Genomic DNA, 12,685 nt, shown 5'->3' on the forward strand with positions numbered 1-12,685 from the left:
GCCGTTCGATGTTTAGTGTCTTAATGACAAGGCTGCACGAACTTACCGTTGTTCTATATGCCTTCAGTGTGTTGTTATATTTTTTCGACTTCATTCACCATAACCGGAAGGCAAATCGTATTGCCTTCTGGTTACTTGCGTTTGTATGGATTTTGCAAACCGTCTTTTTGTTTTTCTATATGGTTAAAACAGGAAGGTTCCCTGTACTCACCATTTTTGAGGGGCTTTATTTTTATGCCTGGGTATTAGTCACACTATCACTTGGGATCAATCGTTTCTTGCGGATTGATTTTATCGTCTTTTTTACCAATATCCTTGGCTTTATTGTCATGGCGATTCATACCTTTGCCCCGATGCAATACCATTCGCATGTGATGGCAAATCGGCTGGTTTCCGAATTGCTGCTGATTCATATCACGATGGCCATACTTTCTTACGGAGCTTTTTCATTATCCTTCGTTTTCTCCCTGTTATATTTGCTTCAATATGATTTATTGAAACGAAAGAAATGGGGCAAGCGATTATTAAGGCTTGCAGATTTGGAAAAACTGGAGAGACTGTCATACATAACTGCGATTATTGGTGTGCCAATGCTTTTGCTAGGCTTAATTTTAGGGCTGCAGTGGGCGTTTCTCAAGCTTCCCGGGATGGATTGGTATGATATGAAGATCATCGGGTCGTTTTTATTGCTAACAGCCTATAGCATCTTTTTATATTTACGGACTGTAAAAAACATCCATGGGAAAAATTTAGCCTTATGGAATGTCGCATCCTTTTTAATCGTATTAATTAACTTTTTCTTATTTGGTCGATTATCATCATTTCATTTGTGGTACTCGTAAACTAGGAGGCAATCATGAGAAAAATTATCGTAGGTTCCAGACGAAGCAAATTAGCATTAACTCAAACCAATTGGGTCATTAATCAGCTAAAAAAACTTGGTGCACCCTTTGAATTTGAAGTAAAAGAAATCGTGACCAAGGGTGATAAAATCCAGGACGTAACCCTTTCAAAGGTTGGCGGAAAAGGGTTATTTGTTAAAGAAATTGAGCAAGCCATGCTAAACAAAGAGATTGATATGGCCGTCCACAGTATGAAAGATATGCCTGCTGTGCTGCCGGAGGGACTTACGATTGGCTGCATTCCTTTCCGTGAGGACCACCGTGATGCGCTTATTTCCAGAGACCATATTAAGTTAAATGATTTAAAACCGGGTGCGATTATTGGGACTAGCAGTTTAAGACGCAGTGCCCAGCTATTAGTTCAGCGCCCTGATTTAGAAATTAAATGGATTCGCGGCAATGTCGATACAAGATTAAGCAAGCTGAAGGAAGAAGAATATGATGCAATCATTCTAGCGGCAGCTGGTCTATCCCGTCTTGGTTGGGCAAGTGAGACGGTTACGGAATTTTTAGATGCGGATCTATGTATCCCGGCTGTTGGTCAGGGTGCCTTATCGATTGAATGCCGTGAAGATGACCATGAGCTTCTCGAATTATTTGAGAAATTCACCTGCAAAAAAACAGAGCTTGCTGTCCGCGCTGAGCGTGCTTTCTTGCAAAAAATGGAGGGCGGCTGCCAGGTGCCGATTGCCGGCTTTGCAACGGTTGAAGATAACGATGAAATTGCCCTGAAGGTTTTAGTCGCATCCCCTGAAGGAAGAGAAGTATATAAAGAAGAGCTTCGCGGGAATAATCCGGAAGATTTAGGGGTTCAAGCAGCTGACCTTTTAATTCAAAAAGGGGCAAAAGACTTGATTGACCGGGTGAAGCGGGAGCTTGAGGGGAAATGATTAAGCCTTCCCCTTTGCTTGAAAAAAAGGTCCTTGTTCCAAGGGGTGAAAATCAAGCAAAATCCTTTTCGCAGCTCGTCGAAACCTATGGAGGGATCCCCGTTGAAATTCCTCTGATTGCCTTTCGGCCGATTGAAAGCAATCAACGCCTTCAAGCCTGCTTGAAGGCTCTTGATACATATGACTGGATTATTTTTACGAGCAATGTGACGGTGGAAACATTCTTCTCGTTTTTACCTGGACAGCAAAGACTGCCGAAAATCGCCGTGATTGGCAAAAAAACCGCAGAGGGATTGGCAGCGAAGGGACTGCAGGCTGAATTTGTACCCTCCGCATTTGTTGCTGAGACATTTGTGGAAGAATTTTTACCGATTGTTCGTCCTAGTTTGAGGGTTCTAATTCCTAAAGGAAATTTGGCCAGAGATTATATTGCTGCTTCATTACGTATTGCGGGTGCAATAGTGGATGAAGTGGTCATTTACGAAACATTTATGCCTGAAGAGAACCGAATGAAGTTAGCGAGTATGCTTACTGAAAAACAAATGGATATTTTATTGTTTACCAGTCCTTCAACCGTGGACAATTTTATGGGTGTCATTAATGACTTAGAATTGAGAGGTAAATTAACGGGCTGCATAATCGGCTGTATAGGCCCTATAACCAAGCAAAAATTACTTTCGTATGGATTGCCGGTTCATGTCTCTCCGGAGGAATATACGGTTAAGGAAATGATAAAAAGTACGATTGCTTATATTGAGAGGGAGGAATTATAAATGGATTTACAATTTTCACGTCACCGCCGCCTGCGTTCAAGTGCGAGCATGCGTGCACTTGTGAGAGAGAATCACTTAAAGGCAGAAGACTTCATTTATCCACTGTTTATTTATGAAGGGGAAAACATTCGCAAAGAGGTTTCTTCGATGCCGGGAGTATTCCAAGTTTCAATGGACAATCTTCAAGCGGAAATGGAAGATATCGTTGCACATGGTATTAAAGCGGTTCTATTATTTGGAATTCCAGCTGAAAAAGATGAGTGCGGTACACAAGCATTCCATGATCATGGGATTGTTCAAGAAGCAACTCGTTTTATTAAAGAAAAATACCCTGATGTACTTGTTGTTGCAGATACATGCTTGTGCGAATACACCAGTCACGGTCACTGTGGTGTGGTCGAAGGGGAAAAAATTCTGAATGACCAGTCGCTGGACTTACTGGTAAAAACAGCGGTAGCCCAAGCGAAGGCCGGAGCGGACATTATTGCTCCTTCCAATATGATGGATGGGTTTGTGGCGGCTATCCGTGTCGGACTAGATGAAGCAGGATTCACAGAAATCCCAATCATGTCCTATGCCGTTAAATACGCATCTGCATTTTACGGACCTTTCCGTGAGGCAGCAGAAGGTGCGCCACAATTTGGTGATCGTAAAACGTATCAAATGGATCCGGCGAACCGTATGGAAGCGTTTAGAGAAGCAGAATCGGATGTTGCTGAAGGTGCCGATTTCTTAATTGTAAAACCAGGTATGCCATACCTTGATATCGTTCGTGATATTAAAAATAACTTCAATCTTCCAGTGGTTGTTTACAACGTCAGCGGTGAGTATTCGATGATTAAAGCTGCAGCATTAAACGGCTGGATCGACGAGAAAAAGACTGTTCTTGAAATGTTATACGGCATGAAGCGTGCAGGAGCTGACCTAATTATCACTTATGCAGCAAAAGACGCAATTCGCTGGTTAAAAGAAGAAGAATAATCACGGGAAATGAGGGATTGCAATGCGTTCGTATACCAAATCAATTGAAGCCTTTAAAGAAGCCCAAACGCTCATGCCTGGCGGTGTAAACAGCCCTGTGCGCGCTTTTAAATCGGTCAATATGGATCCGATTTTTATGGAGCGAGGCAAAGGGTCAAAAGTTTATGATATTGATGGAAATGAGTACATTGATTATGTGTTATCATGGGGACCGCTTATTCTTGGCCACTCAAACGACCAAGTGGTTGAGTCTTTGAAAAAACAAGCAGAAATGGGTACAAGCTTTGGCGCACCGACAGTTTTGGAAAACCAATTAGCCCAGCTTGTAAAAGAACGTGTTCCTTCGATTGAAATCATCCGTATGGTTAACTCAGGAACGGAAGCAACGATGAGTGCTTTACGCTTAGCTCGCGGATATACCGGCCGGGACAAGATTCTAAAATTTGAAGGCTGTTACCACGGGCATGGCGATTCATTGCTGATTAAAGCCGGTTCCGGTGTGGCGACTCTTGGTTTGCCTGACAGCCCAGGGGTGCCTGAGGGTATTGCGAAAAATACGGTAACGGTTCAGTACAATGACCTTGAAGGCGTGCGCTATGCATTTGAGCAATTTGGCGAGGATATTGCTTGTGTGATTGTTGAACCAGTTGCAGGTAATATGGGTCTTGTGCCGCCACAGCCAGGATTTTTAGAAGGTCTTCGTGAAATCACTACGCAATACGGAGCATTGTTGATTTTTGATGAGGTTATGACAGGTTTCCGGGTGGGCTATAATTGTGCACAAGGTTACTTTAACATTACTCCTGACTTAACGACTCTTGGTAAAGTAATCGGCGGCGGACTTCCTGTTGGTGCATACGGTGGTAAAGCGGAGATCATGGAGAGAATCGCACCAAGCGGTTCGATTTATCAGGCTGGAACATTGTCTGGAAATCCGCTAGCCATGACTGCCGGTTATGAAACATTAAGCCAGTTAACGCCGGAGCACTATGAAGAGTTTATCCGTAAAGGTGACCTGCTTGAAAAAGGCTTTAAAGCCGCTGCGGAAAAATACGATATTCCAATTACGTTTAACCGCGCAGGTTCCATGATTGGTTTCTTCTTTACGAATGAAGATGTTATCAATTATGAAACAGCGAAAACATCGAATCTCGAGTTCTTTGCGGAATATTTCCGTCAAATGGCGGATCAAGGGATCTTCGTACCGCCTTCCCAATTTGAAGGACTATTCCTATCCACCGAGCATTCGGATGAAGATATTGAAAAAACCATCCAAGCTGCAGAAAATGCTTTTTCAAAGCTTAGAAAATAATCTTTTGTCTAGGACACTCACCTTTTGGTGGGTGTTTTCTTATTATAGGGGCTGATTTCGTAAACTTTGGTGCTAATGAGCAAGAATGGTTGATTTCCACTCCAGGTTGCTCGCTTTCCGCGGGGCGGGCGGTGAGCCTCCTCGTCGCTTTGCTCCTGTGGGGTCTCACCTGTCCCGCTGCTCCCGCAGGAGTCTCGCACCTTCCGCTCTAATCAACCTCTTTCTAAACATATTTCCTTATCAAAACCTATTAAAAAAACAACAATCCTATAAAAACAGCTATTAAGAAAGACGAATAGAAAAAGACATTGACGAAGTTTTGCGTACTATAATCGCTTTTTTATCATATTTATTTATCATCCCTCATAGAGTGTAAGTGACATAGTGATTTTACGTGAAGGAAACGAAAGGAGGAGTCGCTTTGTCTCAGGAGAATCAATCGAGCCTACGTTTTTCCTTGGAGGAATCTTTGTGGTTTAGAAAGGGACAGGAAGTCGAAGAACTTGTATCGATTTCCCTAGACCCGGATATTACCATCCAGGAAAATGATCAATACGTAATCATTCGTGGTTCGTTGGAATTAACCGGCGAATATAAGAGTTTCCAAGAAAGTGATGCAAATGAACAATTTCAAGCTGCTAGTCAGAAATATGTTGAAAGGGTAGATGAACAGGACGAAGGCGTCTGCCAATTTGCGCACCGCTTTCCAGTGGACATTACTATCCCGAATAATCGGATTCAAAGCATCTACGATATTGACGTCCTGGTCGAATCCTTTGATTATTCCCTTCCGGAGCGCAGTTGTCTAAAACTATCAGCTGAGCTGACGATTAGCGGCTTATATGGCAATGAAGAACAGCTCGAGCCGCAAATTGAAGAAGAACAGCCTGAGTTGGAAGTTCTCCATCGTGCTCAAGATGAAAACGAAGAGGAATTATACCAGCAGCCAGTACAGGCAAATCCATATGCGGAATCCTTCCTATTCGAAGCAGAAGCAAGAAAGCCTCGTGAAGAGGAAGAGAAACCAGAAGCATTTCCGCAGTTCCCGAATTTTTCCTACCAAGCACAGGACTATGAGCCTGTAGAGCAATACCAGCCTTCCTGGAGCTTCCAAGAATCACGCAGCGAAGGGAACCATCCATTTGAAGTGGTCGAAGAAATTACGGAAGTTCAAACGGAAAATGTTCATTACGAAGAGGATGTAAACATGATCGAAGAAAGTTCTTCATCCTCTGAACAGGCTCCAAAGCAAGCAAAGAAGAAAAAGCCTGCCAAAAAGAAAAGCATGACGTTAACCGAATTTTTTGCACGAAAGGAGGATGGTGCAGAACAAGCAAAACTAAAGGTTTGTATTGTTCAAAAAGGAGAAACAATCGAAAACCTTGCGGATCGTTATGATGTGACCGTACAAAATCTTCTTCGTGTTAACAACCTTGAACTAAGTCAGGATGTATACGAAGGGCAGGTATTATATATACCGGTTGGATTTGCAAAAAAATATTAGAAATATCTAACAGATGAGCGGGTTTTAAACCCGCTCACCTTGTTGTAAAATCCGAAAAACAAAGAGAGTTGAGTAATATGAATGACTCCAATTGGCTTGAACGGCTTTCTCCCATTCTTGAAAATTATCAGATTAAGCCTTATTTTGTAGAGGATTTCGGCAGTGTCCTGAAGGTCTATTCCAACAAAGGAACCTTTGCCCTCAAAAAAATCACTCCTACAACAGGAACGGATTTTATCCGCCATGTCCATCTTTTATACCAAAAAGGCTATAACCGCATCGTTCCTATTTATCCAACCATGGATGGCCGGTATGCAGTCCTCCATAATAATGAGCTGTATTATTTGATGCCGTGGATGTCAAACGAGCTTAAGGAAGACCGTGTTCACCGAAATCAGCAATTATTCCGTGAACTGGCCAGGCTTCATACACTATCGGCAAAAGAAATCGATGTGAGCAAGGAAGAACGAACCGAGCATTACGAAAAGACCATTCAGCAGTTGGAAAAACATCAGGAATTTCTAGAAGGCTTCATTGAAGAATGCGAAAATAAGACCTATATGTCGCCGTTTGAATTATTGTATTGCCTGTATTACAACGAAATTAGTATGGCACTGCGTTTTTCAAAGGAGCGATTTGAAGATTGGTATGAAGAAACGAAAGACTCAGAGAAAGCCAGGATGGTCATAATCCATGGAAAATTATCATCAGAGCATTTTCTATATGATGACAGAGGATACGGCCATTTTATTAATTTTGAAAATGCCCGGTATGGGTCACCCATCCATGACATGCTGCCATACCTATCAAGATCCTTAGAAACCATGCCAAAACGGAATAATGATGCTATTGAATTGGTCCAGCATTATTTTAAATATTTTCCTTTTAAACAGGATGAAAAATTACTTTTTTACAGCTATTTAGCTTATCCGGTCCCAATGATCCAGGGTGTGGAAGGTTATTATCGCAGGCAGGATGCAAAAAATGAATTAAAGTTTGTCCGGCAGCTGCAGCGCCGTTATTGGCATTTGAAAAACTCGGAATATGTAGTGACAAGTATGTTCGAAATGGATAAACAGCAGCAGCTAGCAAAAGAAGGAGCCCAGCAGCAATAATCTTGCTACCAAGGCTCCTTTAAATAATTTCAAACATAAGTGAAAGGCCGACAACGATAAAAAATGATAATAACAAAACATCAAAGACTGTCGGTAAAAACAGTGTACGGATAAATTGAAAAATAATAAACGGAACAATAAATTGCGCGGCGATTCTGCGGCAGGCTCGAAACCAGGGATGGTGGGCAAATTTGTTGAATTTTCTCCTTCGCACCGAAAGAGTCCTCCCTTTTTAACTGACTTTCTTTATGTATATTCTTGACCCCGTTCAAATTCCCCAAAAAAATACTAAAATCTGTCTAATACCTTAAAAAGGTCTACTTAGTATAAAATTTAAAAAAATAGGCAATCATTATTGACGTCAACACCCTATTTTGGGTAGTATAACAATATAATTTAATTAGCTAAGCACTGACAGGGAAGAGTACATTGCAATCTGCTTTTAGAGAGGGAAATCATTTGCTGAAAGATTTTCTAAGTAGAACATTGGAAGGTCGCCCTTGAGCTTCTTCTGCGAAAGGATCTATATCCCATTAGTAGAAGACGGATGAAATCCGTTATCCGATGAAGAGCCAATCGTAGTTTGATTGGAAAAAAGGTGGTACCGCGAAGCAACTCCATTCGTCCTTTTATGACGAATGGAGTTTTTTTATTTTTCGGTACAGTTTTTGTAAGAAACAAAGGAGGCAAATTTAGATGGAAACAAAAGAAATTACAATGCCGACCAAATACGATCCGCAATCGATTGAACAAGGTCGTTATGATTGGTGGCTGAAAGGCAAATTTTTTGAGGCGAAAGATGATAAAGAGAAACAACCATATACGATTGTCATTCCTCCGCCAAACGTAACAGGAAAACTTCATTTAGGTCATGCGTGGGATACAACCCTTCAAGATATCCTTACCCGGATGAAACGGATGCAAGGCTACGATGTTCTTTGGCTTCCTGGAATGGATCACGCCGGTATCGCTACACAAGCAAAGGTTGAAGCGAAACTCCGTGAAGAAGGCAAAAGCCGTTATGATTTAGGCCGTGAAGCATTTGTCGAGGAAACTTGGAAGTGGAAGGAAGAATATGCTTCTCATATCCGTCAGCAGTGGTCGAAGTTAGGACTAGGGCTGGATTATAGCCGCGAGCGTTTTACTCTTGATGAAGGTTTATCCGCTGCGGTTCGTGAAGTTTTCGTTACGCTTTATAAAAAAGGCTTAATTTATCGCGGTGAATACATTATCAACTGGGACCCGTCCACAAAAACGGCTCTTTCCGATATTGAAGTTATTTATAAGGATGTTCAAGGCGCGTTTTATCATATGAGATATCCACTAGCCGATGGATCCGGACATATTGAAATTGCAACAACTCGTCCAGAAACCATGCTCGGGGATACAGCAGTTGCTGTTCATCCCGAAGATGACCGTTACAAGCATTTAATTGGTAAAACTGTTATCCTGCCAATCACCGGACGCGAAATCCCAATCGTCGGTGATGACTATGTGGATATGGAATTCGGTTCAGGGGCTGTAAAAATTACACCTGCACATGATCCAAACGACTTTGAGATTGGCAACCGTCATAATTTAGAAAGAATTCTCGTTATGAACGAAGATGGCTCGATGAATGCCAATGCAGGCAAGTATCAAGGCCAAGACCGTTTTGAATGCCGTAAGCAAATTGTTAAGGATCTTCAAGAACTGGGCGTTCTTTTCAAAATTGAAGACCATCTTCATTCGGTTGGACATTCCGAGCGGAGCGGTGCGGTTGTTGAGCCATATCTGTCCACTCAATGGTTTGTAAAAATGCAGCCACTTGCGGATGAGGCAATTGCCCTTCAGAGCAAGGAAAACAAAGTAAACTTTGTTCCAGACCGTTTTGAAAAAACGTATATGAACTGGATGGAAAACATTCGTGACTGGTGTATCTCCAGACAGCTATGGTGGGGTCACCGTATTCCTGCTTGGTATCACAAGGAAACAGGTGAGGTTTACGTAGACCATGAGCCGCCGGCAGATATCGAGAATTGGGAACAGGACACTGATGTATTAGATACATGGTTCAGTTCAGCATTATGGCCGTTCTCAACTATGGGCTGGCCTGACAAAGAAGCAGCTGATTTCAAACGTTACTTCCCTACTGATGTACTAGTAACTGGCTATGATATTATCTTCTTCTGGGTATCAAGAATGATCTTCCAAAGCATTGAATTCACAGGCGAACGTCCTTTCAAAGATGTTTTAATTCACGGACTTGTTCGTGATGCACAAGGACGCAAGATGAGTAAGTCTTTAGGAAACGGTGTAGACCCAATGGATGTCATCGATCAATACGGCGCTGACTCACTCCGTTACTTCTTATCCACTGGCAGCTCACCTGGCCAGGACTTACGTTACAGCACTGAAAAGGTTGAAGCAACATGGAACTTTGCCAATAAAATTTGGAATGCCTCCCGCTTTGCCTTAATGAACATGGACGGTCTTAAGTTTGAGGAAATCGATTTTAGCGGAGAAAAATCAGTTGCTGACAAGTGGATTTTAACAAGATTAAATGAAACGATTGAAACAGTAACAAGACTTTCTGCCCGCTATGAATTTGGTGAAGTCGGCCGTGCCCTTTACAATTTCATTTGGGATGACTTCTGTGATTGGTATATTGAGATGGCAAAGCTGCCTCTATATGGAGAAGATGAAGCGGCGAAGAAAACAACACGTTCTATTCTTGCATATGTTCTGGATAACACAATGCGTTTACTTCATCCGTTTATGCCATTTATCACGGAAGAAATTTGGCAAAACCTTCCTCACAGTGGCGAATCGATTACAACTGCTCAGTGGCCTGAGGTAAACCCTTCGTTTACAGACGAAGAAGCAGCACAAGAAATGAAAATGTTAGTAGAAATGATTCGTTCTGTACGGAATATCCGTGCAGAGGTTAATACCCCAATGAGCAAAAAGATTAAAATGCTTGTAAAAGCAAAAGACGAATCTGTTCTTAAAGCGCTTGATAAAAATCGTGCTTATATTGAACGTTTCTGTAATCCTGAAGAGCTTCAAATGGGTATTGCGATTGAAACACCGGATAAAGCGATGACTGCTGTTGTTACTGGTTTAGAAATCATTCTCCCGCTTGAAGGCTTAATCAATCTTGAGGAAGAAATTGCACGTCTACAAAAAGAATTCGATAAGTTCACAAAAGAAGTAGAACGAGTTCAAAAGAAATTAAGCAATGAAGGCTTTATCAAAAAGGCTCCTGAAAATGTCATTGCCGAAGAAAAGGCAAAAGAACAGGATTATCTTGAAAAGAGAGCAGTTGTCGAAGCGAGATTAAATGAACTAAAAGGATTATAATAAATAAGACGAATCCGTCATTGGATTCGTCTTTTACATAAAGGCTCTGTTAAACTTGGTTGTTGATTTCCGCTCCAGGCACTTCGCTTTCCGCGGGCGGTTCGGGGAGCCTCCTCGTCGCTTCGCTCCTGCGGGGTCTCCCCTGTCCCGTACTCCCACAGGAGTCTTCGTGCCTTCCGCTCCAATCAACGCTGTTCAAAATCAACATTGTCTTTTAACACAACCTACATAAAAAAAACGGGGTGTCAAAAATGTTTGCAACCTATCAAGAAGCCCTTGACTGGATCCATGCAAGGCTAAGACTTGGGATCAAACCTGGTTTAAAAAGAATGGAATGGATGATGGAAAGACTTGGGCATCCAGAAAATAAAATAAAAGCGATTCATATTGGCGGAACGAATGGTAAAGGCTCAACAGTCACCTTTTTGCGTTCTATGCTCCAAGAACAGGGATACAAAGTCGGAACATTTACATCTCCTTATATTGAGCAGTTTAATGAACGGATTAGCATTAATGGAATACCAATCGATGATGATGAATTATTGCAGCTTGCCAATATTATTCGCCCGCTTGCTGATCAGTTAGAGGAAACAGAACTTGGCGGTCCGACAGAATTTGAAGTGATTACGGCCATGTCTTTTTATTATTTTGCTGAAATAAATCCTGTAGATATTGCCATTTATGAAGTAGGGCTTGGCGGTCGTTTTGATTCTACAAATGTCATCTTGCCGATTGCTTCGATTATAACGAATATTGGACTCGATCATACCAGTATTTTAGGGGATACTTATGAGGAAATCGCTTTTGAAAAGGCGGGAATTATAAAAAATCAAACACCTATTTTTACTGCAGTCAAACATCCTGGGGCATTAAATGTGATTGAAGAGCAGACGAAGCAAAAGGATGCGCCGATTTATCGTCTCGGTGAGGAATTTACAATCAGCGGTCATCGGTCGGTTTCGAAAGGTGAAATCTTTTCAATGAAAAATGCCTTACATTCATTGGAGGAAATTGAAATCAGTATGATTGGCAAACACCAAACCGAAAATGCCGCTCTGGCTATTACATCCGCTCAATATTTAAATCAAAAGGGATTGATTTCAATTACAGAGCTGTCCATTAGAGAGGGATTAAAAAAGGCTTACTGGCCAGGAAGGTTTGAAATACTTTCAGAAAAGCCTCTTGTCATCATTGATGGTGCACATAATGATGAAGGAATTGCCACGCTTGTTAACGAGTTAACAAACCGTTATTCGGATCGTAACATACACATTGTCTTTGCTGCATTAAAAGATAAAAAATTTGATAAGATGATTGAACAGCTTGATCAAGTGGCAGATAAAATTTCTTTCGTTTCATTTGATTATCCGCGTGCAGCAACTGCCCAAGATTTATATGAGAAAAGTAATTCGCAAAATAAGGAAATTGTAGAGAATTGGCAGGAGTATTTAAACGAAGCAATTCAAGCTATGCCATTCGATGGATTGTTATTAGTAACAGGTTCACTTTACTTTATTTCAGAAGCAAAAATTTTATTATGCAAGTATTTTAAAAATATGTAGATTTTGATTTAATAAAATAATTTCGCCTTAAATCAAGTTGTTCAAAATGTTTATGGCCATCAAAGCGGCTTTAATCGAGGTTGCAACTGCAGCAGAGCTCCGTAAGATAATGCGTTAATTTTGATAATTTGAATCGCATTTTACGCCGGGCAATATATGATAAGAGGAACCGTGCTGATAAAATGAAAAAAATACAAAAAGAACCCAAAATAGGGTTCTTTTTGTATTTTTTGTATATTGATATAATAGGTAATTTGATATAATAAAAAAAGAATAACCAAAATAAGATTCAAAAATTTAAATT

10 protein-coding genes and 1 other annotated feature are annotated in these 12,685 nt (G+C 41.2%); of the genes, 9 read left to right on the forward strand and 1 reads right to left on the reverse strand.

Annotation, left to right across the window (positions count from 1 at the left end; all coding sequences use genetic code 11):
- Positions 1-8: 8 nt before the first annotated feature.
- The 7 genes from ccsA to ysxE all read left to right on the forward strand — a co-directional run bounded on the left by ccsA (position 9) and on the right by ysxE (position 7,477).
- Positions 9-842 (forward strand): cytochrome c biogenesis protein CcsA, encoded by an 834-nt coding sequence (gene ccsA / locus E2K98_RS11685; RefSeq protein WP_026572279.1) that lies wholly within the window; start codon positions 9-11, stop codon positions 840-842.
- 14 nt (positions 843-856) lie between these two features.
- A complete protein-coding gene (hemC, locus tag E2K98_RS11690) occupies positions 857-1,792 on the forward strand; it encodes a hydroxymethylbilane synthase (protein ID WP_133334407.1) in 936 nt (311 codons plus the stop codon).
- On the forward strand, positions 1,789-2,565 hold the full coding sequence (locus E2K98_RS11695) for a uroporphyrinogen-III synthase (protein ID WP_133334408.1): 777 nt from the start codon (positions 1,789-1,791) through the stop codon (positions 2,563-2,565). The genes hemC and E2K98_RS11695 overlap by 4 nt, the downstream gene beginning before the upstream one ends.
- Positions 2,566-3,546, forward strand: a complete 981-nt coding sequence (gene hemB / locus E2K98_RS11700; protein WP_133334409.1) for a porphobilinogen synthase — start codon at positions 2,566-2,568, stop codon at positions 3,544-3,546.
- Between the two features lie 22 nt (positions 3,547-3,568).
- Positions 3,569-4,858, forward strand: a complete 1,290-nt coding sequence (gene hemL / locus E2K98_RS11705) for a glutamate-1-semialdehyde 2,1-aminomutase (RefSeq protein ID WP_133334410.1) — start codon at positions 3,569-3,571, stop codon at positions 4,856-4,858.
- A 421-nt stretch (positions 4,859-5,279) separates the two neighbouring features.
- Positions 5,280-6,362, forward strand: a complete 1,083-nt coding sequence (gene spoVID / locus E2K98_RS11710; RefSeq protein WP_133334411.1) for a stage VI sporulation protein D — start codon at positions 5,280-5,282, stop codon at positions 6,360-6,362.
- A 77-nt stretch (positions 6,363-6,439) separates the two neighbouring features.
- Entirely contained in the window at positions 6,440-7,477 is a 1,038-nt protein-coding gene (gene ysxE / locus E2K98_RS11715) for a spore coat protein YsxE (protein ID WP_133334412.1), read from the forward strand.
- Between the two features lie 19 nt (positions 7,478-7,496).
- Here ysxE and E2K98_RS11720 read toward each other — a convergent pair whose 3' ends face one another.
- Complete coding sequence (locus E2K98_RS11720) at positions 7,497-7,691, reverse strand: hypothetical protein (RefSeq protein WP_133334413.1); 195 nt, start codon at positions 7,689-7,691, stop codon at positions 7,497-7,499.
- Between the two features lie 188 nt (positions 7,692-7,879).
- Positions 7,880-8,109: a binding site (T-box leader), on the forward strand.
- Between the two features lie 64 nt (positions 8,110-8,173).
- Between E2K98_RS11720 and E2K98_RS11725 the strand changes: the two genes are divergently transcribed.
- Positions 8,174-10,819 (forward strand): valine--tRNA ligase, encoded by a 2,646-nt coding sequence (locus E2K98_RS11725; RefSeq protein ID WP_133334414.1) that lies wholly within the window; start codon positions 8,174-8,176, stop codon positions 10,817-10,819.
- Between the two features lie 251 nt (positions 10,820-11,070).
- A complete protein-coding gene (locus E2K98_RS11730; RefSeq protein ID WP_133334415.1) occupies positions 11,071-12,381 on the forward strand; it encodes a bifunctional folylpolyglutamate synthase/dihydrofolate synthase in 1,311 nt (436 codons plus the stop codon).
- Positions 12,382-12,685 lie beyond the last annotated feature (304 nt).

The organism is Bacillus salipaludis, from assembly GCF_004358205.1.

Bases quoted from the DNA above. Each gene is read 5' to 3' on its own strand.
- ccsA (WP_026572279.1), top strand. From the start codon at position 9: ATGTTTAGTGTCTTAATGACAAGGCTGCACGAACTTACCGTTGTTCTA.
- hemC (WP_133334407.1), top strand. From the start codon at position 857: ATGAGAAAAATTATCGTAGGTTCCAGACGAAGCAAATTAGCATTAACT.
- E2K98_RS11695 (WP_133334408.1), top strand. From the start codon at position 1,789: ATGATTAAGCCTTCCCCTTTGCTTGAAAAAAAGGTCCTTGTTCCAAGG.
- hemB (WP_133334409.1), top strand. From the start codon at position 2,566: ATGGATTTACAATTTTCACGTCACCGCCGCCTGCGTTCAAGTGCGAGC.
- hemL (WP_133334410.1), top strand. From the start codon at position 3,569: ATGCGTTCGTATACCAAATCAATTGAAGCCTTTAAAGAAGCCCAAACG.
- ysxE (WP_133334412.1), top strand. From the start codon at position 6,440: ATGAATGACTCCAATTGGCTTGAACGGCTTTCTCCCATTCTTGAAAAT.
- E2K98_RS11725 (WP_133334414.1), top strand. From the start codon at position 8,174: ATGGAAACAAAAGAAATTACAATGCCGACCAAATACGATCCGCAATCG.
- E2K98_RS11730 (WP_133334415.1), top strand. From the start codon at position 11,071: ATGTTTGCAACCTATCAAGAAGCCCTTGACTGGATCCATGCAAGGCTA.